Origin of the sequence: Corallococcus sp. AB030, from assembly GCF_003668965.1 — a bacterium.
GTDB classification, from domain to species: domain Bacteria; phylum Myxococcota; class Myxococcia; order Myxococcales; family Myxococcaceae; genus Corallococcus; species Corallococcus exiguus.
This window is the reverse complement of the sequence record NZ_RAWQ01000002.1, coordinates 93,622-117,489: the sequence shown is the minus strand read 5'-3', so window position 1 is coordinate 117,489 and position 23,868 is coordinate 93,622. Positions and strand designations below refer to the sequence as shown.

The 23,868-nt window shown below is 69.0% G+C and carries 19 protein-coding genes; 9 read left to right on the top strand and 10 right to left on the bottom strand.

Going from position 1 to position 23,868, the window contains the following annotated elements; genetic code table 11:
- Positions 1-34 precede the first annotated feature (34 nt).
- Entirely contained in the window at positions 35-958 is a 924-nt protein-coding gene (locus tag D7Y15_RS00990; protein WP_233604794.1) for a hypothetical protein, read from the bottom strand.
- 118 nt (positions 959-1,076) lie between these two features.
- Here D7Y15_RS00990 and D7Y15_RS00985 point away from each other — a divergent pair, with 118 nt between their 5' ends.
- From D7Y15_RS00985 to D7Y15_RS00970, 4 genes are all read left to right on the top strand, one after another.
- On the top strand, positions 1,077-2,069 hold the full coding sequence (locus D7Y15_RS00985) for an alpha/beta fold hydrolase (RefSeq protein WP_121751422.1): 993 nt from the start codon (positions 1,077-1,079) through the stop codon (positions 2,067-2,069).
- A 59-nt stretch (positions 2,070-2,128) separates the two neighbouring features.
- On the top strand, positions 2,129-5,053 hold the full coding sequence (locus tag D7Y15_RS00980; protein WP_121751421.1) for an FAD-binding protein: 2,925 nt from the start codon (positions 2,129-2,131) through the stop codon (positions 5,051-5,053).
- 11 nt (positions 5,054-5,064) lie between these two features.
- Positions 5,065-6,273, top strand: coding sequence for an extracellular solute-binding protein (locus D7Y15_RS00975; RefSeq protein WP_121751420.1), 1,209 nt, complete (start codon positions 5,065-5,067; stop codon positions 6,271-6,273).
- 82 nt (positions 6,274-6,355) lie between these two features.
- Positions 6,356-8,764, top strand: coding sequence for a PAS domain S-box protein (locus tag D7Y15_RS00970; protein ID WP_121751419.1), 2,409 nt, complete (start codon positions 6,356-6,358; stop codon positions 8,762-8,764).
- Here the strand turns inward: D7Y15_RS00970 and D7Y15_RS00965 are convergent.
- The 5 genes from D7Y15_RS00965 to D7Y15_RS00945 all read right to left on the bottom strand — a co-directional run bounded on the left by D7Y15_RS00965 (position 8,761) and on the right by D7Y15_RS00945 (position 13,231).
- Positions 8,761-9,306, bottom strand: coding sequence for a D-alanyl-D-alanine carboxypeptidase family protein (locus D7Y15_RS00965; protein ID WP_120574252.1), 546 nt, complete (start codon positions 9,304-9,306; stop codon positions 8,761-8,763). The two genes, D7Y15_RS00970 and D7Y15_RS00965, sit on opposite strands and share 4 nt — an antisense overlap.
- A 121-nt stretch (positions 9,307-9,427) precedes the next feature.
- Positions 9,428-9,829 (bottom strand): MGMT family protein, encoded by a 402-nt coding sequence (locus D7Y15_RS00960; RefSeq protein WP_121751418.1) that lies wholly within the window; start codon positions 9,827-9,829, stop codon positions 9,428-9,430.
- A gap of 88 nt (positions 9,830-9,917) precedes the next feature.
- Positions 9,918-10,676, bottom strand: a complete 759-nt coding sequence (locus tag D7Y15_RS00955; protein WP_126934283.1) for a hypothetical protein — start codon at positions 10,674-10,676, stop codon at positions 9,918-9,920.
- On the bottom strand, positions 10,673-12,280 hold the full coding sequence (locus D7Y15_RS00950; RefSeq protein WP_233604793.1) for a patatin-like phospholipase family protein: 1,608 nt from the start codon (positions 12,278-12,280) through the stop codon (positions 10,673-10,675). The genes D7Y15_RS00955 and D7Y15_RS00950 overlap by 4 nt, the downstream gene beginning before the upstream one ends.
- A 99-nt stretch (positions 12,281-12,379) precedes the next feature.
- Positions 12,380-13,231, bottom strand: coding sequence for an alpha/beta fold hydrolase (locus D7Y15_RS00945; RefSeq protein WP_121751416.1), 852 nt, complete (start codon positions 13,229-13,231; stop codon positions 12,380-12,382).
- A 90-nt stretch (positions 13,232-13,321) separates the two neighbouring features.
- Between D7Y15_RS00945 and D7Y15_RS00940 the strand changes: the two genes are divergently transcribed.
- Together D7Y15_RS00940 and D7Y15_RS00935 are read left to right on the top strand one after the other, a co-directional pair.
- Positions 13,322-13,675: a hypothetical protein gene (locus D7Y15_RS00940; protein ID WP_121751415.1), complete on the top strand. Its 354-nt coding sequence runs from the start codon at positions 13,322-13,324 to the stop codon at positions 13,673-13,675.
- Positions 13,672-13,938: a hypothetical protein gene (locus D7Y15_RS00935; protein ID WP_148712668.1), complete on the top strand. Its 267-nt coding sequence runs from the start codon at positions 13,672-13,674 to the stop codon at positions 13,936-13,938. Before D7Y15_RS00940 ends, D7Y15_RS00935 begins: the two co-directional genes overlap by 4 nt.
- An 11-nt stretch (positions 13,939-13,949) precedes the next feature.
- Here the strand turns inward: D7Y15_RS00935 and D7Y15_RS00930 are convergent, their stop codons facing one another.
- From D7Y15_RS00930 to dgcN, 4 genes are all read right to left on the bottom strand, one after another.
- Positions 13,950-15,578 carry a cell division protein FtsK gene (locus D7Y15_RS00930; protein ID WP_121751413.1) on the bottom strand — a complete coding sequence of 543 codons (1,629 nt, stop codon included), beginning with the start codon at positions 15,576-15,578 and terminating at the stop codon, positions 13,950-13,952.
- A 49-nt stretch (positions 15,579-15,627) separates the two neighbouring features.
- Entirely contained in the window at positions 15,628-17,268 is a 1,641-nt protein-coding gene (locus tag D7Y15_RS00925) for a DUF2339 domain-containing protein (RefSeq protein WP_121751412.1), read from the bottom strand.
- 202 nt (positions 17,269-17,470) lie between these two features.
- A complete protein-coding gene (locus tag D7Y15_RS00920; RefSeq protein ID WP_120574244.1) occupies positions 17,471-18,199 on the bottom strand; it encodes a YebC/PmpR family DNA-binding transcriptional regulator in 729 nt (242 codons plus the stop codon).
- A 60-nt stretch (positions 18,200-18,259) separates the two neighbouring features.
- Complete coding sequence (gene dgcN, locus D7Y15_RS00915; protein WP_120574243.1) at positions 18,260-19,273, bottom strand: N-acetyltransferase DgcN; 1,014 nt, start codon at positions 19,271-19,273, stop codon at positions 18,260-18,262.
- 115 nt (positions 19,274-19,388) lie between these two features.
- Between dgcN and D7Y15_RS00910 the strand changes: the two genes are divergently transcribed.
- The 3 genes from D7Y15_RS00910 (at position 19,389) to D7Y15_RS00900 (ending at position 23,823) form a co-directional block, all read left to right on the top strand.
- Complete coding sequence (locus D7Y15_RS00910; protein WP_121751411.1) at positions 19,389-20,009, top strand: hypothetical protein; 621 nt, start codon at positions 19,389-19,391, stop codon at positions 20,007-20,009.
- Between the two features lie 104 nt (positions 20,010-20,113).
- On the top strand, positions 20,114-20,725 hold the full coding sequence (locus D7Y15_RS00905; protein ID WP_121751410.1) for an RNA polymerase sigma factor: 612 nt from the start codon (positions 20,114-20,116) through the stop codon (positions 20,723-20,725).
- Positions 20,722-23,823, top strand: coding sequence for a CHAT domain-containing protein (locus tag D7Y15_RS00900; RefSeq protein ID WP_121751409.1), 3,102 nt, complete (start codon positions 20,722-20,724; stop codon positions 23,821-23,823). The genes D7Y15_RS00905 and D7Y15_RS00900 overlap by 4 nt, the downstream gene beginning before the upstream one ends.
- Positions 23,824-23,868 lie beyond the last annotated feature (45 nt).

Genomic DNA, 23,868 nt, shown 5'->3' with positions numbered 1-23,868 from the left:
GATCACGCACCGCGCCGTGGGGCACCGGGCGACATCAGAACGCGCGGTTCACGGCGTACGCGCAGATCATGTGCTCGGCCTTGTACGTGTTCGCGCCGGGGAGGCCGTCAATGGGGCCGGTGTAGCCAAAGGACCGGCCCACCGTCTGCACGCGGGTCCAGTAGATGGAGCCGGGGATGCCATCGTCCTCGGAGGAGGTGCGAGGGCCGCCGCGCCGGTTCAGTTCGCGCGCGGTGATGCGCACGCGGATCTTCTCCGTGTTCGGCCCCGTTACGCCGTCGATGGGGCCCGTGTAGCCGTAGTCGCGCCTGCCCACCGTCTGGATGCGCTTGTAATAGATTTCACCCGGGATGCCGTCGAACTCGGTGGTCGTCTGCGGCAGGCTGCTCGAACCGCCGCCCGGAGACTGGCCGCCGCCGGCGATCTTCCCGCCCGCGTAGTCCATGGACCAGCCCAGGTATCGCGCGCCCGTCTTCGACGAGTAGCCGGAGACGCTGTTGACGCCAATCGCATCCCCCCACGACTGGGAGAGGTTGTACGTGGCCATGAACACCGTGCCGCCGCCGCCGTTCAGGTCCGCGCCCACGTGGCCCGCGGAGCCGATGTCCCACCAGTGGAAGGCCCCGGTCAGCGCCTTGGACGCGTCCGTGGAGACGATGCGCGAAGCGCGGTAGGCCTCGATGGCGGTGGGGCGCACGGCGGAGTCCGGAAGCTGCCCGAAGCGGACCATCAGCGAACCGCACCACTGGTTCCACGAACCACCGTCGCGCTTGGGATTGGCGGCGGCGTACGCGCGCGCCCGGTCGTAGATGGGCGAGTTCGCTTCGCCCTCCACCGTGCCAATGGCAGACACGTCCATCCCAGGGGCTTCCAGCTCCGGGCCGCCGCAAGCGGCCAGCATCAGGCCCGCGGACACGAGCAGGGCAGGGGACCACGTCATCCAGTTCGAGCGAATCATCTGTCTCCAAGGGGGGATTCAGCGAGGGTTGGAAAATTACGCTGAAGTCTAGCCAGGCCTGATTTGCGACCTTGAGCCCGTTCCGTTGTCGCGGTGGGGCATGCAAAGGTTTCCACCCATGCGAACGTCCTGGCTTCGTCTGTCGTGGGTGCTGTTGCTTTCCGCCTGTGCGACCACGCCGTCACCGCCGCCCGGCGGCACGGCGGATCCACTGCACCAGGTGAGCCGGGTGCGGGTGGCCCCGGAGGTCGAGCTGGAGGTGCTCGACTACGGCGGCAAGGGTCCGGCGCTGGTGTTCCTGCCGGGCCTGGGCAGCACGGCCCATGTCTTCGACGTGCTGGCGCCGGAGTTCATCGCCACGCACCACGTCTATGCCTTCACCCGGCGCGGCTTCGGCGCGTCGAGCTGGCCGGCCACCGGCTACGACAGCGCGACGTTGGGGCACGACGTGCTGGCCGCGATGGAGGGCCTGGGGCTCGCGAAGGCGACGCTCGTGGGGCACTCGCTCGCGGGGGATGAGCTGAACTGGATGGGGCTGAATCATCCAGAGCGCGTGGAGGCGCTCATCTTCCTGGACGCCACGGACAACAAGGGAGAGATCGCCGAGTTCCTGAAGCCGGGCCCGTTGCCGCCGCTGCCGTTCACCGTGCTCGACGGGCAGCCGTCACGTGAGGCGGTGACAGCGCTGCTGGCGCGCGACCTGGGCGGACCGTTCCCGCCGCACGAGATTGATCAAGCGTATGAGTTCGACGCTGGCACGGGCGCGTACCTGCGCTACCACCGCTTGCCGGAGGCCACGGAGCAGTGCATCCGGGGCGCGGCCTTGCCGGACTACGCGAAGCTGCGGGGCCCGGTGCTGGCCCTCTCCGACGGCCAGGCCTTCGCGGGGTGGGTGGCGTTTCTGTCCCAGGCGGAGAACGTCCCCGCCGACCTGCGCGAGCGGGCGCGCGCGTTCCTTCCGGAGCTGAGCCAGCACGAGGCCGCCCAGGACGCCCTGCTCAAGAGCCTGCCAAACTGGAAGCTCGTGACGCTCCAGGGCGCGGGGCACTACCTCTGGCTTCCGCGACATGCGGGGGTCGTCTCCGAGATGCGCGCGTTCCTCGCGCGGTAGGAACGCATGGAGTCGGGTGTTGATGCCTAACGTGACCGGATTCTCGAAAGAGCACCACCATGGCGAAACTTTCCCTGAAGAATGCCCGCGCGCTCCAATCGTCCTTCAAAGGACGCATCACGTCCTCGCACGAAGCTCAAGCAGAGTTCTACGACAAGCCCACGGTCCTTGTTCCTGAGTCGACTGACGACGTTGAGAAGGCACTGCGCCTGGCACAAGCCGCCAACCGGCGCGTGTTCATTCGAAGCGGCCACAGCCTATCGGCCTCTGATGTGAGCAAGGTGGGCACTCCTGAGAGCAAGGAGGCTGCCGCGATCGTCAGCATGGAGGCATTCCGAAACGTCGACGTCGGTGAACAGCGGGTCACCGTCGGGGCCGCGGCGACAACGGGCGATGTCGCCAGGAAGCTGATCAACAAGGACCTCTTCCTTCCGCTCGATGACAACCCGACACAGAGCATTGTGTCGGCCGTTCTCAGCATGGACTCGTCACCGTTTCTTCGCAGCGGAGCCGGACTCCTCCCGCTCCGCGGCGCTGTCGTGGAGGCCGAGGTCATCCCGACCGAAGGCCCCGGCGCAGGCGTCACCAAGACGTTCCACAACAAATCGCTTCGCGATCTTCTGGCCGGCCGTCGCCGCGCGGTCATCACGAAGCTTGTTTTTGACGCCGCAGCCTCGAAAACGGATGAATCCGCCCGCTGGACGCAGGCCTGGATGACGTCCTATGCGCCAAAGGGCTTCGCGGCTTTGTGTGACGCGCTCTTCGGCGGCGAATCCTCTGTCCCTGAGCACGTCGACCTGAGCGTCCGCGTGACGTCGGCCGCGTATTCGATGAGTCTCATCGTCGTCCGCGCCACGGGGCACGACGCCGCCGACAGCGAGGCAACCGAAGCGGTCGTTCAAGCTGCCTTGAGTCGTGCAAAGCTTACCGTCCTCGATTCCAATCGGGTGACGAGTCCTGGCTCCAGCATCGCCGCCTGGGTTGCGACGGGCCCGAACGCCGCGGCACAGGACGAAACGCTGAGGCGGTTTGGCAGCAACCCCGTGCCGCGGCCATTCGCCAGGTTCCGGCAAAAATTTCTTGATGCCGTGGACTTCGCTATCGGCGTTAGCGCCCGCACCGGTCGCGAGCGTGCACCCGGTATCCGAGCTTGGGCCGAGCTTCAGCTCGCGCCGGGCAGTGACGTGGTCGCCCGCGCGCAGATTTCCGACGCGAAGGCTGAGAAAAAGGTCGCTCAAGAGGCGCGGCGGCGCATGGCCGCGGCCATCCCCGCCGACAAGGTTTCGCCCACGGCCGCGGTCAATAAACGAGCGTTGGTTCGGCGCGCCTCCACCAGGGTTGCGCTGCGCGGCGTCAAGGTCTTGCCTGCGCTCTCATCTACGCCTGGCTTCGACCTGGTCTCCAGCAACCGGGCTGGAAGCGACAAGATTCCTGGCTTTGAAGGTGAGGTGTTCGATAAGTCGGACGGCGCCAGCTATCTTGAGGCAATCCATCAGTACGCTGTCTCGTCATACTCGTCGCAGGTCGTGGACGCGCGCATGACCCCGCGGTTCGTCGCAATGGCGGAGAACGCCATGGATGTGACGACGGCCGTTGCGTTCGCCGCGATGAACAACCTCAAGGTCGTGGCCAGGTCTGGCGGGCACCAATACTGCGGCCTTTCGTCGGGCGGCAAAGACACCCTGCTCCTGGACATGACGCTCTTTGTGGATGTCGAGTTCTTGCCGTCCACGGGCACGCCGACCCAGGTCACGGTGGGGCCGGGGGTGGCGCTGAAAGACTTGTCAAAGAAGCTGCTGGAGAAGGGCGTCGCGATACCTCATGGCGAGTGCCCACTCGTAAGGCTCGGGGGGCACGTACAGACGGGTGGTATCGGCCACCAGCTTCGCAGTCTCGGCGCAACCTTGGATTGGGTTCGCTCATTCAAGATGGTGACGCGCGATCCGGGGTCGCCCGGAGCCGACGTATACGTAGAGCGTGAGTTCACCCGGCCTCAATCCGGAGGTGGCACGGGTACGCCGACAGACAGCGACGTGTTCAGAGCCGTCCTCGGCGGCGGCCCGGGCAGCTGGGGAGTCTTGACGGAGATCACCTTCGATCTGGTGCCCGACGACAAGTACCCCAATTCGGAAGGTTACTCTTATACATACCTGTACCCGTCTGGTAGGGATGGCTTCCGCGCCGCGATGGGTCAACTCCAGCGGTGGGCGGAGCGACAGGCGGAAGGCACGCTGCCGCTGGGAATCGACCTCTTTCTCAGCGTCGTTTCAGGCGACTTCAACCAACTGCGACCAGCCGTGCTGCTCGTGGAAGTCATGTGTAGAGACAAGGCGGGTCTGGGGGAAATCAAGGCCGTTGTGGAGGCGATCGAGGAGGGCGCCGCGTGTGCCCCCATTGCCCGCCCGATCAATGGTCCAGCCAGGCTCTCGACCATCGCCGATACCGGCGTCCGCGAGATCGGTGTGTTTGGTCTTCCCGCGAGCGGCCGTGAGTTCGACTTGCCGTATAAGAAGTCGCTCCACATCACAATGAAGCCGTTTTCGGACGCTTTCCGTGACCGCTTCGTTGACCTTGTCAACGCGACCTACGAGCACGATGGCCTGAAAGTGGTGGTCCAGACGGTCGTCGGCGGCGGCGAATTCAGCGCGAATGGGCAGAAGAAGGTGACGCACATGCAGCGGCGCGATGCCCTCGTACAGCTCGTCTTCGACGTGTTCTACAAGTCCGGACACGAGGCCGACGCCGAGAAACTCCAAGCCGAGATGAAGTCCTTGCTGAAGGAGTTTAGCGGAGGCGAGGACGTGCGCATGAGCTGGGGCACTTTCGAAGACGCGAACACGAACAGCCAGCAACTCGACATGAGCCGGAGCCAGGTCCAAAGCCTCTACTACGACTCCAAGGCCGATTACGAATGGCTGCGGAAAATCAAAAAATACACCGATCCCAAGGACGTTTTTCACACGTCCTTCACCGTGCAGCTGTGAGGTCGCCCGCAATGCGTTGGAGAGTCTTTGTCTGCCCCGCCGTCCTGGTCCTGAGCGCCTGCTCGGAATCATCCGATCCCGACCCCACTCCCAGGCGTCCGCTGAAGGCGGTCCTGTTCCCATACATCCCCGACTCCGCGGGGGACAGCTTCGCCAGCCTGGAGCAGCGGCTGGAGTCCGACTTCGAAGCGGCCCATCCGGACATCGACCTGGACGTCGTCTTCGACGCCAACCTGGATGTCTATGACCTGGATGAAGGCGGGACGCTGAACCAGTTGCTCGGCACGGGGACCGGGGCCGCCCAGGTGGTGGAGGTGGACACGCTGATCCTCGGCTCGCTCGCGGAGAAGAAGTGGATCCAGCCGGTCGCGCTGGAGGCGGGCGTCGTGCATTCCGCGGCGGAGGAGGCGGTCCGCATTGGTAGTGCGAACTACGGCGTGCCTACCTACCTGTGCACCAACGTCGTCTATTCGCGGACCACGAACATCCGGTCCGCGACGGACAGCGCCTCGCTCGTGCGAATCCTTCGCGAGGCGGCGCCCGGCAAGCGCCCGTTGGCGACGAACCTCGATGGGAGCTGGACGCTGCCTTCCTCGTACATCGATGCCTGGGCGGACACGCATCCGGGGGATGCGCTCGCGAGCGCCATCTCGCTGCCGCTCGACTCACCGACCCTGAACGCGTTCGCGGACGTCGTCGACAGCTGCTCGCTCGAAGCGGGCGTCAATCCGTGCCTGGATGGCAGCTACGCGGACAACACGGTGGCGGAAGTGGCCTTCGCCCAGGAGCAGGCCAACGGCTTCATGGGCTACACCGAGCGCCTGTTCTACATCCTCCAGTCACAGCCCTCCATGCCGCTCCCGGAGGTCATCTCGGTCCCGTTGGGCGCGGGCTCGGCGCCGGCGGTCTTCGTGGATGCGCTGGTGCTCAACGCGAACTGCACGGGGACGTGCGCGGAGGATGCCCGGGCCTTCACGTCGTTCATGCAGGACCCCGAGACGCGCAGCCTCATCGCCTTCAGTGAAGACGGCCCCCAGGGCACCCGGCCTCGCTACCTGCTCCAGGCCAACCGCGCCTTCTATCAGCAGGAGCCCGCACGCTCCGACCCCATGTACAAGCAGTATGAAACCCTCCTGAGCGGAGCGCGGCCCTATCCCAACCAGCGCTTCCCCGAGAACCGGAAGGCGCTCCAGGCGGCCCTGCTGGAAGCCCTCCAGTAACGCCGGGCGGGCGGCGTCTGGCACATGGGCGGGCGAGCCCCCATCGTTGAAGGGGGAAGAGTCCGTCCCTTCCACGCGTCCCATGGCCCGCCTGCACGACAGCCCAGCGCATCCGTCTCCACGTGGCCCGCCACCGGAGTACAGCAGCCTCCTCGACGCCGTGCTCGCCAGCATGGGCGAGGGGCTGCTGGTGGCGGATGAGCACCAGCACCTCGTGTTCATCAACCCGAAGGGGGAACACATCCTGGGCATGGGGCCCACCGACGAGCCGGTCAGCCGCTGGCCGGCGCATTTCGGGCTCTACCTGCCGGACCAGGTCACGCTCTATCCGTCCGAGCGCCTGCCCATGAGCCGGGCGCTCCGGGGGGAGACCGTCAGCCGCGCGGAGGTCTTCCTGCGCAATGCCTCAAGGCCGGCGGGGACCTGGCTGCACGTCAGCTCCAGTCCGGTTCGCGACGGAGCCGGCCAGGTGCGCGGTGGCGCCTCCGTCATCAGCGACGTCACCGACTTCAAGCGGGCCGAGGACGCGGCGCGCGAGGGCGAAGAGAAGTACCGGTCGCTCTACAACACCACGCCCGTGATGATGCAATCCATTGATCCACGCGGGCGGCTCATCAGCGTCAGCGATTACTGGTTGAGCACGCTGGGCTACGCGCGCGCGGAGGTGCTCGGGCGCGAATCGGTGGAGTTCCTCACGCCGGAGTCCCGGCGGTACGCCCGCGAGGTCGTCCTGCCCGAGTATTACAAGACAGGGGTGTGCAAGGACGTGCCGTACCAGCTCGTGAAGAAGGGCGGGCAGCTCATCGACGTCCTGCTGTCCGCCATCGTGGAGCGGGACACCTCCGGCAAGATGGTCCGTTCGCTCGCGGTGCTGAACGACGTGACCGAGCGGAAGCGAACGGAGGAGGCGTTGCAGGAGAGCGAGCAGCGGCTGCGCGCCATCCTGGACAACGCGCCGACCGTGTTCTTCCTCCTGGATACGCAGGAGCGCTTCCTCTTCGTGAACCGCGAGTGGGAGCGGCTCTTCCACCGCACCCGGCAACAGGTCGCCGGCAGGACGGTCTTCGATGTCTTTCCCCGGGACATCGCGGAGACGCTGCACCAGGCCAACCGGGACATCTTCCAGAGCCGGGTCCCCGTGCAACGGGAGGAGCGGCTCCCGCACGACGATGGGATCCACGTCCACCTCACGCAGAAGTTCCCGCTCCTCGACGCCAATGGGGTTGCCTACGCGCTCTGTGGAGTCGCCACCGACATCACCGAGCGCAAGCGGATGGAGGTGTCACAGCGGTTCCTGGCCGAGGCGAGCAGCGAGTTGGTGGCCTCGCTCGATCCTGAAACCACGCTCCAGCGCGTCGCCGAGCTGGCCGTGCCCCTGCTGGCGGAGCTGTGTGTCTTCTTCGTGCGGACGGACGGCGTGGGTCTGCGGCCGGTGGCGGTGGCGGACCGTTCGCCGGCCCGCGCCGCGAGCGTACGGGAGTTCCTGCGACGCCATCCGCCGGAGCCGGAGTCCCTCCACGGTCCAGCCCGGGTGCTGGCCACGGGAGAGTCGGAGGTCTCCGAAGCGTCACAGGGCCTGTGGGATCCCGACGAGCTGCCGGAGGACCTGCGGCCGCTCGACGACCGGCCTTCGCTCGGCGTGCCCCTCCAGGCGCGGGGCCGCACCCTGGGCGTGCTGTATCTCCTCTCTCCTGATCCGGGGCGCACGTATTCACCGGCGGAGCTGGCCTTGACGGAGGAGCTCGGCCGCCGGGCTGCCTTCTCCATCGACAACGCGCAGCTCTATTGCTCGGCGCAGGAGTCCATCCGCGCGAGGGACGAATTCCTGTCCATTGCCTCCCATGAGCTGAAGACCCCGCTGACCTCCATGCGGTTGCGGGTGCAGCAGATGGAGTCCGTGCTCGTGGGAGCGCGCCCCCTGTCCCCGGAAAGGGTGAAGCGGATGCTGGAGGTCTTCGAATCCCAGCTCCAGCGGCTGTCGCATCTGGCGGAGCACCTGCTCGACGTCTCCCGCGTCAACGAGAAGCGGATCGACCTGCACCTGGAGGAGATGGACCTGATGGCGGTGGCGCGGCACGTGGCAGGCCACGTCGCGGAGCAGCTGCAGAAAGCAGGCTGCGAGTTCGAACTGGTGGCCCGGGAGCCGGTGTGGGGGAGCTGGGATCGGCTGCGGCTGGAGCAGGTCATGCTCAACCTGCTGACCAACGCGATGAAGTATGGCGCGGGTCATCCCATCCGGATGGAGGTGGCGAAGCACTTGGGGAGGGCGCGGCTCACCGTCGAGGACCAAGGCATGGGCATTCCGTTCGAATCCCAGGCACGCATCTTCGAGCGCTTCGAGCGCGCTTCCTCACGCAACTACGGAGGGCTCGGCTTGGGGCTCTTCATCACGCGACGCATCGTCGAGGCGCACGGTGGAAGCATCCGCGTCGAGAGCGAGCCGGATCACGGCGCGAAGTTCATCGTGGAACTGCCGCCTCACGCGGCCTAGCTCGCGTCCTGGCGGACCACGGCGGGCGTGGGCTCCACGTCCAGGGGACGGCCCATGCAGTCCTCGCCGTCGTCGGGCGCCGAGGTGCTCTTGGGCCGGTACTCCCAGTGCCACGGCTCCGACGCCACGGTGCGGCGGAAGCCGAAGCGGCACGCGTTGCCCGCGAGCCAGTCATACGTGGGGGACGCTTCCTCGCTGCCCACGACCAGGTCCACCGCGAGCCCGCGGTTGTGATTGGAGCGGCCCGGCCGCGCGGCCTTGGGCCCCAGTCCCTTGCGGTAGCGGCGCCACAGGAAGCGCTGCTGCTGATACGAACGCCACCCGCTCGTGACGAGCAGGGGCTGCCCCGCCGTGCGCGCCGCCTCCGCCATGCGCTCGAAGGCGGACGCCGCGTCGCGGTGGAGACGGTGGCCGGTGTGGATCCGTACCAGGCGCGGTGCCTTCGCCTTGGCCCTGCGAACCTTGGCTTCCTTCGCGAACCCGACGGGTGCCAGCAGACAAATCAGGAGCGCGAGGCCCCAGCGGAGCAGGGGAGAGGACATTCTTCGGAGGTCCAAGCAGTGGGCGAGGACCTGAGGCTGACGCCTTTATTCCGCTCTGAAAAGCAGGCGGGCCTGCGAGCGCTTTCCGCTCGTATCCGGTCGCCCGGACGCTCCGTGAGCCCTAGAAGAGCTTGAGCTGCGCGTCGGGTGCGGGCGCGTCCTTGGGCGGCAGCACACTGAAGCCGTTGGCGCGTGCCCAGGCCTCGCTCGGGCCCTTCCAGTGGTGCGCGTCCATGCGCGCGTGGCCCGCGTCATCGAAGGCGACGCCCTCGGCCTCCAGCAGCTCGCGCTGGCGGTGGCCGGAGGTGCTGATGCCTCCCGTGCGGTTGATGATGCGCTGCCACGGCACGGCCGACGCTCGCGACCCCAGCGCCGCCATCGCATGGCCCACGGTGCGCGCATCACAAGCCCCGCCGACGATGGTGGCGATGTCTCCGTAGGTGGCCACCTGTCCGGAGGGCACCTGTTCGCAGACGCGGTAGATGCGCTCGTACGGGTCCTGCGTGTCGGTGGGGGATGTCATCGGGTCTCCGGGCTGGGGCTGCCAGAATCCTACTCATGGCATCCACCGATGCACGCGAAACCCGAGGCGTCCGCCGAGGCCATTCACCTCAAGGGTGCTTCTTCGTTTCGGTGAAGACCGGTTCGTTCCGCCGGATGCGTTCGAAGATTTCGCCGTGGTCGATTTCGCCGAGGTCGATGTCCCAGAGGCCGGGCATCAGGAAGGCAGAGGCCCACGATGCGGCTTCCTCACCGGAGCGCCCGTTCTCGAAGCGATGCTCCGTGCGGAGTTCTCCGTAGCAAGCGACCTCGTGATCATTCTCATCCAGGAAGCGCGTCTCCAGGTTGCCCGCCACGATGAGACTCTCATCGTTGTAGACGCCCTGGATGACGTCCCGGACCACCAGGTCGCCCAGGACCAGGAAGTTCCCCGACGTCCGCAGCCCCTTGGCGACACAGCGGCCCAGGACCACGATGGTGGAATCCGGTCCGCAGTCGTCCAGGAATCCATCGACCTCCAGGTCGCCCAGCACGAGGAGGGGACAGGTGACGAGCAGCGAGCCGGGAGCCTTCGCGTTGCCCGTCACGACCGTGGCCTTGGACAGCGACGCATCCAGTACGGCGTCCACGGGCTCAAGCAACTCGCGCATCACCACTGCGGCCAGGCCGACATGCGACACGGGCCCGGGACACAGCGCCTTCGCGAGCGCGGCGGGCTGAAGGGGCGCGTCCTTGGGGAACGCCCTCCCCAGGGTCGTGACCAGGGGCGTGCCCTGATGGGAGAGCGCATCCCGGAGGGCACCGTCCAGTCGGGCGAGCGTGGCCTCCGCGCGCGGAAGGAAGTCGTTCTTGGAAAGGAGCATGGTCATGCCGCCATGGCCTGTCGTTCCTTCGAGGGTGCACCGGCCTGGTTGAGCACTGCCCATTCCTGGCGCAGGCGCTCGTACAGGGCATTCAACGGCTGGCCCGGCGCTTCGTACTGCCCGGCGTGGTGCTCCACGATGTGGCGCAGGAGCACGTAGCAGATGGTGGCCGCGCCCGCGCTCTCCACCGCGGTGAATTGAGCCTTGTCCCTGAACCAGAGCGTGGTGGGCATCTGACAGGCCTGCGTGCCCGAGGCCACCAGGTGCGCACCGGGCTTGAGCCACGGGTGCTTCGCGAACAGGTTGGGCCGGTCCACCGTGAGCGCGGAGATGAGGTTGGAGATGCGCCGGTCCTTGAACCGCGAGTCCCCATACACCTGACCGAACACGAGCCCGCGTACCCGCTTCATGAACACCTGGGTCGTCAGCGCCAGCAGCGACGTCGCGCGGAGCACCAGCATCTGCGTGAACTCCGGCACGGTGAGCTTCTTGAACGACGGCCAGACGTCCAGGTCCATCTGCCGTTTCACCAGCGTGATGACGTCCGTCAGCCGCGCACGCACCCAGACCAGCGCCGTCGCCACCGACGCCGTCAGCACGCCGGGGATGAGGTAGAGGAAGTAATCCCGAGGCTCCCAGTCGCCCGCTTGAGCGGTCTCGAACCCGCGCCACGCGAGGATGGCGGCGGAGAGCAGGGTGAGGAAGAAGAGGCCGTAGGCCAACCAGGAGACGCCGTTCAGCGTCACCCAGCCGCGCTTCGTCGGGTTCTCCGGAACGTTGTACATCTCCGGGCTCTGGACGCTGACGTCGGAGATGACGAGCGTGGGCTGCGGATCCGCCCGGTTGAACGCGAGCAACAGGCTGTCGATGCCCTGGTTGTCGTAGATGCCGCCGTCCATCAGTGGCAGGCCGTTCTGGAAGCCCGGGCCCAGCGCCGCCTGCGCGGTGGCGAGCGGATAGCCCTGGGGCCAGTGGAACTGCTGCGGGAACACCAGCGGTTCAAAGCCGCCCGGGAAGCACGACGACGCGGCGGCGATGTCCGCCAACCGGACGTGGCTGGCCACCGGGCGAGGCATCCGGTAGCCGTTGTTGCCCAGGATGGTGAGCGGTTTGTTGCTGCGCCGGAAGCGGAAGTCCAGGCCGGTATGGAACTCGGTGGTGTTGAAGATGGCCTCCTGGAACTGGAGCCCGCTTGCGTCCAGGACCTCGCCGAAGCGCCGGTCGCCCAGGAAGTCGGGCCGGGCGTAGACCTCCGCGGCGGACCGGATGAGGCTGGCCCAGGCATGGCTGCCGTGGTCGCGGTTGGAGGTCAGCCCCGTCAGGGCCTCCGCAATCACATTCGTCTGAAGCAGGTACGCCGAGAATGCCTCGTGAAACGCCTTGAACGGCTTGCCGTCCAGCTGGCTCACCACCCAGGCCAGGCCCGTGAGCGTGCCACCGGACACCGTGGACAGGCCCACGACATCGGACAGGAGTCCCACGGTGTCGAGGAACCGCAGCGTCCCCAGGTGGAACGCCGCCGCGCGGTAACCCCCACCGGACAGAGACAGCGCGAGCGGTCCGAGCGGACCGTGTTTCTCTGTGACAGGGGGCGTGGCGTCTTGGCTCATGGGGCTGGGGTGCGGCGGAGAGGACGGCGGGAGCTTAGGCCAGATGCGCACTGGCAGTGCCACCCTGAGCCCCCAGGAGGCAGGCGGCGCCGTTACGCCTCACCGCGCGGACTGGCGGGAGCCCTCCGCGGCGTCCAGGTGCTCCTTCAGGAGCGCGTTGACGCGGTCCGGGAAGCGCAGGGGCACGCCGTGCGAGGCATGGGGGAGCTCCACGAAGCGGGCGCCAGGAATTCCCGCCGCCAGGGCCTGACCGGCGGTGGGGGGCGCGATGGGGTCGTGCGTGGCGCTCACGACCAGGGTCGGCAGGCCCGCCAGCCCCTGGAGGAACGGGGTGGCGTCCGCGCTCCGCATGGCCCGGAACTGGCGCATCGCCACGGGAGGCTGGTCCGCGAGGTCATGGTCGAACAGCTCCGCGAGTTGCTCCGCCAGGGCGTCCTTGTCGGCGTGGGCCAGTTCCTCGGGCGCCAGCACCATGCGGAGGAAGGCGTGGCGCCGCATGCGCCGCGTGCCCACCTGGGTCCGCAGGCCCATGAGCAGCAGGCCCGGCGTGAGCCGGGTGGGCACCGCGCCCGTCGCGAACGTGCACAGCAGCGCGAGGCTGCGTACCCGCGCGCGTGCGTGGTGCGCGAGGTACAGCGCCACCAGCCCGCCCAGCGAGTGCCCCATGACGTGCGCGCACTTCCAGCCCTGCGCGTCCATCAAGGCGAGCACGTCGCCGGCCATCATCTCCACCGTGAGTGCATCGCCTGGCGGCTGGCTGGATCCGAAGCCCCGGTTGTCCAGGCAGAGACACCGGAAGTGGGATGCCAGGCCTTCCACCTGCGGCCGCCACCCCGTGGCGCCGACGCCGACCCCCTGGATCATCACCACCGGAGGACCGTCTCCCTCCACGAACCAGCTCAGCGTGCAGCCCCGGTGCAGGGTGCTGTGTCGGAGGTAGGCGAGGCTCATGAGGGCTCCTGAAGCAGGGAGGCGCGAAGGCTATCCTGTCCCCGGGGTCACTGTTGCTTCGCGTAAGCGTTGGGGCAGGCTCTCCATCCCATGCCAATTTCTTCCTCGCATCATCGCAAGGTCGCCTCGACGGCACTCTTCTGCGCGGGACTCGCGCTGGGCTGGCCCCTGTTCGCGGGCGCGAAGCTCCAGGGTGGGGTGTGTGATCCGCTGAATGATGAAGCCGACGGCATCCGGGTTCGGCTCGTGTCGGCCACCGCGGATGGCGTCTCCATCATCCCCGCGCAGGGCACGGGCCCCATTGGCGCCGTCTACAACATGTGGGCCGTGCGACCGGAGGCGGGAGCGACCGGCGATTTCGCGAGGGCCATGCTCTTCGAAGCCGAGCCGACGGAAGGCACGGGAGAGCTCTACCGGAACCTCAGCCTCCAGAGGCAGCCATGAGGAGGCTTGGCATCGTGCTCGCGGGCATGCTGACGAGTGCCCTGGCCTCCACGCTGTTGACGGCCTGTTGTCCGGATCGCCCCCCGCGCGTGGTCTTCAAGCTTCCCTTCGGAAACTACGGAGTGACGACCCCCACGGCGGACACGAACTATCGCCTCTTCCTCGCCGAGGACGGCGTCACCGTGGTGGAGACCTTCGAGCGCGGGGGCAAGGCCTACCGGCAGGAGTACCGGGTGACGGACCGGCAGCAGACCGACATCTAAGGCCGCGGCCGTCAGGGGACCGTGTAGAGCCCGACGACGTTCGGGTCCAGCGTGTCGCTGGAGATGCGCAGGCCGGTGGCGGTGCTGATGCTCGCGACGTCCGTCACGCCCAGGTCCGCCAGTGAGAACGACACGCCTCCCAGCTTGGACTGCACCGTGCCCACCGGGTTGCCGGTGAGGCTCGCCACGCCGCTGGTGTACGAGACGGTCGCCAGCGCGGTGGGCGTGTTGCCCGCCGCCGAGCTGGTGAAGTCGCTCGCGAGCAGCGCCAGCGAGTAGCTGCCCACGACCTGGTTGGACGCGTTGATCAGCGTGACGGTGGCCTCGTCGCCGAGCGTCGTCGAGGTGGGCGTGCTGTCCACGATGAAGAAGCGCGTCTTCGTGGTGAACGCCGCGCCGAACTGGAAGTGGCCGGCGTTCAGGTTGTTCGTGCCGTCGTGGATGCTCAGCCCGGTGGAGGCCGCGTTGGCGTTCGCGGGCACCGTTCCCCGCGCGCTGGGCGTGTTGGTGCTCGTGATGCCGTTGGCCGTCGCGCCCACGAGGTTCGTGAACGTGCCCTCCGACGTCGTGAGCGCTGCGAGCTGCGTGTTGCCGGTGATGTTGGCCGGCGTCCCCGCCGCCACTGAACCCGTGAAGGTCGCGCCGGAGACACGCAGGCGCGTGGGCGCGTTGACGACCGGATCCGGCAGCGCGGTGATTTCATAGGCGATGCGGTGGAGGTTCGCCGCATCGGCCGTGCTGATGCCCAGGTCCGCCGCCGCGCTGCCGGTGCCCGTCGCCAGGCCGCGGGGATCCGCCTGGGTGATCTTCGCGAACAGCACCGCCGCGGACAGGTAGCTGCCGTACTTGCTGGAGTGCCGGCTGTCCTGGGCGCTCCACAGGTTGAACATCCCCGGAGAGATGCCATCCGCGGGATTCGGGTCGGCCAGGTTCTGGTCCACCGCGCGCATGTAGCCATCTCCCACGCGAGCGACGCCCGTGAAGCCCAGGTCCCGATAGGCCTTGAAGTAGGCATCGCGCAGGTCGGTCTGCATCGCCTGGAGCCCCGCGGTCCCGCTCGGGTAGCCCTGCGCGCCCACGGACGTGGGCGACGACCACGTCTCATACAGATACAGGTTCGCGGAAGGGTTCGCGGCGCGCACCAGGGTGCGCAGGTCGCGCACGGCATCCGTGAAGCCCGTGGGCGAGCCACCGCGCGAGGTGGGCAGCGGCGTCGTGCTCTGCTCCTGGAGCACGACGGTGTTCCACGTCGCCTGACCGATGGTGGCGGCCCGGTTCGTGTGGTGCCACCGGAGCGTCTGGCCGCTGGCCGTCTCCAGGCTCACGTTGAACGTGAAGCCGGCCTGCACGGTCAGCTTCTTGAAGATGCCCGGGATGCCGCCCTGGCCGGAGCCATTCGTGTCGGTGACGGCGGCCTTGTTGTACGAATAGGCGGGCTCTTCATTGCCGTGCGTGAAGCTGTTGCCCACGAAGAGGATGTTGCCGCTGGTGACCGCGGCGGTGGTGCTCTCCAGGTCGTCCTGCTCGGTCTCGGGGAGGGGCGCGCAGCCCGCCTGGGTCGCGATGACGCCCCAGGCCATCAAGCCCAGCACTCGCGGGTGAACAGCGGCCAATAACGCATTGAGTTGGGACCGGCGCATTTCGCCATCATGACGGAATAGCGTGATTAACGCGAGTCGGTGTCTGTCTTCACCCGCGCCGGTCGCGCAGCCGCGTGTATGTGTATGAGACGAGCAGCAGCATGACGCCCAGCAGGATGAATGTGACCACGCGCTGATCCGGCGGCAGCTTCGCCACGTCCACCAGCACCAGCCGCCCCAAGGCGAGCCCCAGCACCGCCAACGCGGCCAGCCGGTACCAGCGCTCGCGCACCGCGAAGCCCACGCCGAAGAGGAGGAAGGCGGCGATGACCCAGCCCAACGTGACGAGCCCGTCGGGCATCCGTGCGCCCACCAGCGCCACCAGCGCCAGTCCTGCTCCCGCAGCGCAAATGGCGGTGAAGGCCGTCCGGGCCTCGGGTTCGGGCAGGCCCGCGACTCGCACCGTCCCGCCGCGCTCCACCAGCACGAACGCCACCACCAACCCGATGAGCAACGTCAGGCGGCCCGGCGTCTCCCATTCACACGCGCCCAGCGCCACGTAGAGGATGAGCACGCCCACGCCCCGCAGCACCGGGGACTCCACCCCGCGCGCGGCCAGGCCCGCGACGAGCCCCGTCACCGTCCATGCCGCCACCAGCGCGACGTCGTCGTAGCGCGCGGGCATGGCCAGCGCGAACGTCACCGCCGTCAGCGCCAGGTACGCGTGCGTCAGCGCCGTGGGCGCACGCTGGAGCCTGGACACGACGGCCCCCGCGCCATGCGCCAGCGCGACGACGAGGAGGAAGCCGAAGAGGTGCGAGTCCTGCTCCTGAGCAACTTCGTACGCGCCCAGCGACGTCAGGCCCACCCAGTTGAGCAGCGTGAACGCGAGGCTTGCGCGCACGGGCAGGTCGCGCGGGCGCACCAGCAGCGCCACGGAGAACAGCAGGAAGTAGAGCGCGAGGAAGCCCAGGCTCAACAGGAGCCGGTCATCCTCGGGCGCACCCGGCGCCATGTGGCCTGTGCGCACCGCCCAGACGACGTGCGTGCTGTACACGGCCACCAGGCTGGACAGGGGCACGATGACCCAACGGTTGCGCACCAGGAAGAACAGCGCGCCCGCCGCGAGCATCGTCGTGGACAGCAGTGTGAACGCGGTGATGTCGCTGAGCATCCCCGTGTGCAGTCCCAGGAACAGCGCGATGCCCGCCACCGTCTCCGACTGCATCCGGTGCGCGATGGTCACGATGGCCACCACGAACCCCGCGAGCAGCACCAGCGCCAGCACCTCGCTGTCGATGACCCGCACCGCGGGGATGAAGTGCAGCGCGTAGGTGACGAAGTACGCGAGCGCCAGGCCGCCGCCGAAGACGATGCGTCCGAACAACTGGTGCCGCCGCGCCAGCCACAACCCGAACGCGCCCAGCCCCGCGCTGAGCAGGTAGCCCGCGCCCACGCGCGCCAGCACCCCCAGCTCCCCGAAGTGGTACGTGATGAGGTACGCGATGCCGATGATGAGCGCCACGATGCCCAGGCGGCTCAACCAGTAGGTGCCGACATGCGCCTCCAGGTCCCGCTGCTGCTCGGGCACTGCCACCGGGGCCGCGACTGTGCCGGCCGCGGGCATGGTCACGGGGCGCGGCGCCTCCCGGGACTCCAGGCTCGCGAGCCGCGTCTCCAGGGCCGCGACCGTCGCCTCCAATCGCTTCACCGTGTCCCGCAGGTCCTGCCCGTCACCTTCGTCCGACATGGACTCCCCTCGTACTCCAGCGCGCATTCCGGCCCGGGGAATCTTCAAGTACGGGCCTGGCGTCCCTTCAGTTTGAGACGAATCCGTTCGCCGGCGTTGATACATCCCGGGCATCAACGCGGCGGAGCTTCAGCAGCTCTGACGCCGCGTGAGCGTGGCAGCGGCCCCCGGGGAGTGCGCACGGGGGCCGGAGGCCGTTGCTTCAGGCGAGGTTGTGGAACACGTGCTGCACGTCGTCGTCCTGCTCCAGCATGTCCACCAGCTTGAGCACCTCCGTGGCCTGCTCCTCGGGCAGCTCCTTCAGGGTGCCGGGCAGGGGGATGTACTCGGACTGGGTGGACGCGGTCGCGATGCCCTTGGCTTCAATCGCGGACATGAGCTTGCCGAAGTCGGCGAACTTGCAGCGCAGGAGCAGCTGCTTCTCGCCCTTCTCGCCCGTGGTCTCGCCCATCTCCTCCAGGCCGTGGTCGATGAGCTCCAGCTCCAGCTCCTCCGCGTTCAGCCCTTCGGCGTCCAGGCGGATGGCGCCCATGCGCTCGAAGAGGCGGGAGACGCTGCCCGCCGTGCCCATGCTTCCGCCCAGCTTGGTGAAGGGGAAGCGGACGTTGGCCACGGTGCGCGTGACGTTGTCCGTGGCCGCCTCCACCAGGATGCCCACGCCGTGCGGCGCGAAGCCTTCGTACAGGAGGATCTGGTAGTCGGCCTGGTCCTGACCACTGGCGCGCTTGATGGCGGCGTCCACGTTGGTCTTGGGCATGTTCGCCGCGCGGGCGTTCTGCACGGCCCGGCGCAGCGCGGGGTTCGATTCGATGGTCGGCCCGCCCGCCTTCACCGCGATCACGATGTCCTTCGTGATGCGCGTGAAGACCTTCGCCATCTTGTTCCAGCGGGCGAACATCGTCGCCTTGCGTGTCTCGAAAATGCGTCCCATGGTGTCCTCAGTATACCGAGAGCCGCTCCCGTGGAGCGGGTTTCGCAGAAGGGGCCCGTGTCACCCGCGCGGGAAGCGGCTCGCCAGCGCGTCCGCCAGGGGGCCCGCGCCCGTGCGCAGGGGGTCCACGCAGGGCAGGCCATGCGCCCGGCCGGTGGCCTCCAGGAGCGCCAGCGCCTCGTCCTCGCCCAGGTGCTCCGTGTTGATGGCGATGCCCGTGCACTGGATGGCCGGGTTCGTCAGCCGGCCCTCCAGCACCGTGCGGTCGATGACGTCCTGGATGGATGGCAGCGGGTGTTTCACGCCGCGCATGCTCGTGCGCGTGGGCTCGTGACAGACGATGAACGCGTCCGGCTGTGAGCCGTGCAGCAGGCCCAGCGTGACGCCCGCGAAGGAGGGGTGGAACAGCGACCCCTGGCCCTCCACCACGTCCCAGTGGTCCGCGTCGTTCGCGGGCGTGAGCCACTCCGCCGCGCCGGAGACGAAGTCGGACACCACGGCATCCAGCGCCACGCCTCGCCCGGAGATGAGGATGCCCGTCTGCCCGGTGGCCCGGAAGTCCGCCTTCCACCCGCGCTGACGCAGCTCTTTCTCCAGCGCCAGCGCCGTGTACTTCTTGCCCACCGCGCAGTCGGTCCCCACGGTCAGCACGCGCAGGCCGGGCCGCTTCGTGCCCTTTCCCGTGGCGAAGTCCCTGTCCGGGAAGCGCACGTCGTGCAGCTTGCGCCCGTGCTTCGCCGCCGCGGCCGCCACGGCGGGGAACGAAGACAGACGCTTGTGCAGCCCGGTGGCCACGTCCATCCCGGCCTCCATCGCCCGCACCAGCGTGTCCACCCACGCGTCCGCCAGCACGCCGCCCGGATTCACCACGCCCACCACCAGCGTGCGCGCGCCCTTTGCCTTCGCCTGGGCGATGTCCATGTCCGGCAGGCCACAGTCCGCCACGCAGCCCGGGAGGCGCAGTTGACCCACGCACCAGTCGGGCCGCCAGTCCACGATGCCGTGCGCCGTCTTGGCCGCGAGCTGATCCCTCACGTCTCCCAGGAACAGCAGGTAGGGCTTGTCGATGTCCACGCGCGGTGCCTTAGCACGGCCGAAAAACGGCGTGGAAATGGCGCGGGGGAATAAGCGCGACACCGGACGTAACAGGGAGGAGCCCGCGGATGGGCTCCCTCTTCCGGAGTCACCCATGCGCTTCATCCCTACCGCCGCGTTCGTGTTCGCCGCCTCGCTCGCCACCGCCTGTGGGGGACCTCTCGAGGAGGAGACCCCTGGCGCCGAGGTCGTGGACGAGTCCGTCGCCAGCCAGGAGCAGGGCATCGACGAGTCCTGCGTGGGTTCGGGCGTGGTGCTGGCGCAGCCGGACGGCGCGTCGGTGGCGGCCGTCTTCCCCCACTGCTCGTACGCGGACATCTCCGCGGCCTCCAACGATGGCACCTATGATCAGCCGTCCTGCGTGCACCGCTTCGTGACGGAGATCACCGGCCTGAACGGCAACTACGCCCAGCCGTTCGTGGAGGTCATCCCGGCGTCGAGCAACGTCACGGAGAGCGCCTGCAAGGGCGTGGCGATCACCGGCGCCGCGTTCGGCTACGCGAACGGCGTCTGGTGGGGGCTGGGCTCGGTGAGCACCACCGGCACCTGGTACCCGGCGGGTCCCTTCTTCCCGGCGTTCTGCGGGCTGCGCGTCAACATCGGCACGGGCGGGTCCGGCTACAGCAAGATTCGCGTCACGGGCTTCGGAGCGGCGCTGGGCGTCTTCAAGGCCCGGGTGCGCACGGGCGTTCGCATCGGCAACGGCCCCTGCTAGCCCTCCAGCCTGCCATTCCGGGTCTCCCACCTGTCGGGTGGGAAGCGCCAGGGAGGGTGTCGATGGACTTCGCGGGCGGGGCGGCTCCTGCTAGGAACGCCCCCGTGGTCTTCCGCCCGCGATCGCCCCGCGCCGTCCCGCCCGGGGAGTCCTCCGCATCCAAGCCGGAGGTGCCTTCGGCCTCCCGTGAGGACGCGGCGGAGTTCCAGGCGCTCATCGCGCGGTGCGCTCCGGCGTTGGAGGAGCGGGCCCGCATCCTCTGCCGGGGCCGCAACCCGGCGGATGCGAAGGACTTGTTGCAGGAGACCTACGAGCGGGCCTTCCGCGCGTTTCATACGTATGACCGGTCCGCGCCTCCCATGGCGTGGCTGGCGTCCATCCTCGTTCGACGCTTCCTCGACTGGTGCCGGCACGACCGGCGCCACCCCCAGGAGGAATTCACCGACGCGATGGGGGACACCCTGGCGGAGGCCGAAGCCGCCCCGGAGACATGGGCGCGCTACACGTTGGATGACGTGTGGAAGGCGGTGGAACAGCTTCCCCCGGAGCTGCGCGAGGTGGTCCGCATGAAGGACATGGAGCGACAGAGCTACGCGGAGATCGGCCGACGGCTCGGCATCCCGTCCATGACGGTGGGCACCCGTCTGTTCCGCGCACGCAAGAAGCTCAAGGAGCTGCTCCTCGCGCGGGAAGGCACCGCGGGGGGCACGGCGTGACCGTCTCCTGTGAACAGCTCGCCGCCTTCGTGGACGGGGAGCTTCCGCCAGAAGAGGCCGAGGCCTTCCAGGCCCACCTCGCGACCTGCGCGGAGTGCCAGGCCGGCCTGGAGGACCAGGTGCAGGCGAGCCTCCTCGTGCAGGCCGCCGCTGACGCGCGTGCCGTGTCCGGCGCCGGGGAAGCCGTGAGGCCTCCCGGTACGGACGCACGGCCCGTGGCGTCCCCCGGTTCGGCTGGTTCGGAAGGTGGCTCCGCGGGTTCAGGACTCCGTGCCGTTCCCGGGACGGGAAGCCGGTCCGAGCCGGCGTCCGATGCCGGGACACGCGCCCCGTCCGCTCGCCCCCGCGCCCGTACGGCATGGGATCGCCGCCGCGTGGCGGGTTTCGCGGCCGCTGCCGCCGCGGTGGTGCTCGCGGTGCTGCTGGTGGGACGTCCGTGGCGCTCCTCGGAGACAGAGCGCGCGCTGCCCTTCGCGCTGGCTTCCGCGCGCCCGCTGGAGGGCCGGCTCAGTCACCCGGGCCTCGTGGACTACCGGGCCACGGGCACGATGCGCGGCGGTGCTGACGGACGGCCGGAGCTGGATCTCAAGGCCCTGTCGGAGCTGGAGGCGAAGGGCGACCTGCACGGCGTCGCGACCGCCTGGCTCGCGGCCGGGGACTTCGAGCGCGCGGAGCGCATCCTGGAGCGGCTGCCCGCGTCTCCCGCCGTCATGGGCGACCTGTCGCTGGCGGCCCTGGGCCGTGCCCAGCCGGAGCGCGCGCTGACGCTTCTGGAGAGGGGCCTGGAGACCGCGCCGGACGACGCACGGCTGCACTGGAACCGGGGCCTCGCGCTCCAGGCGCTCTCGCTGGAGCTGGCCGCCGCGGCGGAGTTCTCCCGCGTGGCGCAGGCGAAGGAGCCCGGCTGGAGCACCGAAGCCACCGAGCGCGCGGACGGCCTGCGCAAGGGCGCGCTGGCGCGTCGGGACTCGTGGCAGGCCATGAACGCGGCCGGCATGGAGTTGGCGCTGGAAGGTACGCCGTACCCGGGCTCGATGGCGCGGCGCAACCCGGACCTGGCGCGGCTGTACCTCTACCACGCGTTGCGCGCGGCCCCGTCCGTGGAGCGCGTGAAGACGCTGGCCCCGCTGGCAGCGCTGCTGGACGACGTCACCCGCACCCAGACCGCGAGCGCCTACGTGGCGCGCGTGGCGGCGGCGGACTTCAGCAAGCGCGGCCCGCTGGCGAACACCTACTACGAGCTGCTGGCCGGCACGCGTTCGCTGCAGGGCGCGGAGGTGGACGCGTTCCTCGCGCGGCTGCGGCGCTCCGGCGAGCGCGACCTGTTGTTGGGCGCCATCCTGCTGCTCCACCAGGAGGACCGCTTCGTCGACGAGCTGGCGACGCTGGTCCGTCAGTCCGGTGAGCCCGCCTGGTACGACGCTCCGCTCGCCCGGGGCCGGGCCCAGGCGGCGCAGGCCCGGGGCGACATGGAGACGGCGGAGACGTCCCTCAAGAAGGGGCTGGCGGCGTGCCGGAGCGCGGGCTTCCAGGACCGTTGCGTGGACCTCCAGCGGCACCTGGCGGCGCTCTACAACCGGATGGATCGCCGCCACGAGGCCGGGTCGCTGGCGCGCTCCGCGCTGGAAGAGGCGTTCCGCACCGACAGCTGGTTCCAGGAGGAGGTGCTCCTGTCCGACCTGGTGACGAGCGCGCGGCTGAGCCACGCCCCGGCGCTCGCCCGTGCCTACCTGGACGAGTTCGTCCAGCACGCGCCGGAGGACTGCGCACGCCGGTCGGAGTACCACCACGCACGGGCGCTCCTCTTCGTGGAGGACCTGGACGCGAAGCGGGCCCGGCGCGAGGTGCAGGACTCGCTCACCTGTCCCACCGCGCCCACGCTCCTGGAGGTCGCCGTCGCGGGAGACCTGCTGCGGTTGGAGGGCAGCACCGTGCCGGGCCGCGAGTTGGACCGCGTGCGCGAGCGCATCCGCGTGCTGCGCGAGGACCCGTCGCTGACCACCGGCGAGCGGTTGCTCGTGGACCACATCGAGGGGCGCATCCTCATCGAGCGCGACCGTGAAGACGGCCAGAAGCTCCTGCGCGGGGTCATCACCGGCTCGGTGCTTCACCGCTCCACCGACATCGAGGCGCGCAAGGCCTGGGCCCACAGCCACCACGTGCTGGTGATGGACGCGGGCCGGGCGAAGGAGTGGGGCCCCGCGGTGGACCTGCTCGCGCAGGAGGTGGACCGCACCGCGCCCACGTCGTGCCTGCTGGCGCTGGCGGGCCAGGATGAACGGATGCTCTTCGTCGCCCGAGGCCCCACCGGCGCGAGCGACGGCCTGTACCTCCACGCCCTCAAGCAGCCCCTGCGCGAACAGGTGCCCGCGGTGCCCGAGAAACTCCTGCAGGTGCTCGCCGGCTGCGACGTGGTGCGAGTGCTCGCCGAGCCCATCCTCCTGGGGCGTCCGGGGCTGCTGCCCGGGGACCGTGCGTGGAGCTACCTGGCTCCGGGCGGCCACCGCGTGGAGGCTCCGGCCTCGGCGCCCGTGCCAAAGCGGCTGGTGGTGTCGGACGTGGAGCCGCCCGCGACGCTGGGGTTGCCTCGCCTGATGCCGTGGAAGGGCATGACGGGGCAGGGCGATGTCCACCTGCGGGGCCGCGCGGCGACGCCGGAGGCGGTCCTCGCGGAGATGGAGGACGCCACGGAGGTGGAGCTGCACACGCACGGCCTCTCAGGCACCGTGTCCGACGCGGCCTTCCTGGCGTTGTCCCCGGACGTGGCCGGCCGCTACGCGCTCACCGCGGAGGAGCTGGAAGGGCACACGCTCCGGGGCACCCCGGTGGTGATGCTGGCCGCTTGCGACGCGAACGTGGGCGCGTGGCGCTACCACGCGGTGTCCAGCCTGCCGTCCGCGCTGATTCAAGCGGGCGCGCGGGCCGTGGTCGCGCCCTCCACGGAGGTGCCGGACGTGGAGGCCGGTGCCTTCTTCCAGTCGCTGGTGGACTCGCTGCGGCGAGGCACTCCGCCTGCCCAGGCGCTCCGGGACACCCGCGCACGGTGGCTCCAGCAGGGCAGCCCCCGGTGGGTCCAGGACCTGGTCGCGTTCGAATAGACTCCCGGCGAATATCCGCGCCGCCGCGCGTAAGGGCACCGGGAG

Excerpts from the sequence above, each read along its gene's own strand:
- D7Y15_RS00990 (WP_233604794.1), bottom strand. The coding sequence starts at position 958 with ATGATTCGCTCGAACTGGATGACGTGGTCCCCTGCCCTGCTCGTGTCC.
- D7Y15_RS00985 (WP_121751422.1), top strand. The coding sequence starts at position 1,077 with ATGCGAACGTCCTGGCTTCGTCTGTCGTGGGTGCTGTTGCTTTCCGCC.
- D7Y15_RS00980 (WP_121751421.1), top strand. The coding sequence starts at position 2,129 with ATGGCGAAACTTTCCCTGAAGAATGCCCGCGCGCTCCAATCGTCCTTC.
- D7Y15_RS00975 (WP_121751420.1), top strand. The coding sequence starts at position 5,065 with ATGCGTTGGAGAGTCTTTGTCTGCCCCGCCGTCCTGGTCCTGAGCGCC.
- D7Y15_RS00970 (WP_121751419.1), top strand. The coding sequence starts at position 6,356 with ATGGCCCGCCTGCACGACAGCCCAGCGCATCCGTCTCCACGTGGCCCG.
- D7Y15_RS00965 (WP_120574252.1), bottom strand. The coding sequence starts at position 9,306 with ATGTCCTCTCCCCTGCTCCGCTGGGGCCTCGCGCTCCTGATTTGTCTG.
- D7Y15_RS00960 (WP_121751418.1), bottom strand. The coding sequence starts at position 9,829 with ATGACATCCCCCACCGACACGCAGGACCCGTACGAGCGCATCTACCGC.
- D7Y15_RS00955 (WP_126934283.1), bottom strand. The coding sequence starts at position 10,676 with ATGACCATGCTCCTTTCCAAGAACGACTTCCTTCCGCGCGCGGAGGCC.
- D7Y15_RS00950 (WP_233604793.1), bottom strand. The coding sequence starts at position 12,280 with ATGAGCCAAGACGCCACGCCCCCTGTCACAGAGAAACACGGTCCGCTC.
- D7Y15_RS00945 (WP_121751416.1), bottom strand. The coding sequence starts at position 13,231 with ATGAGCCTCGCCTACCTCCGACACAGCACCCTGCACCGGGGCTGCACG.
- D7Y15_RS00940 (WP_121751415.1), top strand. The coding sequence starts at position 13,322 with ATGCCAATTTCTTCCTCGCATCATCGCAAGGTCGCCTCGACGGCACTC.
- D7Y15_RS00935 (WP_148712668.1), top strand. The coding sequence starts at position 13,672 with ATGAGGAGGCTTGGCATCGTGCTCGCGGGCATGCTGACGAGTGCCCTG.
- D7Y15_RS00930 (WP_121751413.1), bottom strand. The coding sequence starts at position 15,578 with ATGCGCCGGTCCCAACTCAATGCGTTATTGGCCGCTGTTCACCCGCGA.
- D7Y15_RS00925 (WP_121751412.1), bottom strand. The coding sequence starts at position 17,268 with ATGTCGGACGAAGGTGACGGGCAGGACCTGCGGGACACGGTGAAGCGA.
- D7Y15_RS00920 (WP_120574244.1), bottom strand. The coding sequence starts at position 18,199 with ATGGGACGCATTTTCGAGACACGCAAGGCGACGATGTTCGCCCGCTGG.
- D7Y15_RS00910 (WP_121751411.1), top strand. The coding sequence starts at position 19,389 with ATGCGCTTCATCCCTACCGCCGCGTTCGTGTTCGCCGCCTCGCTCGCC.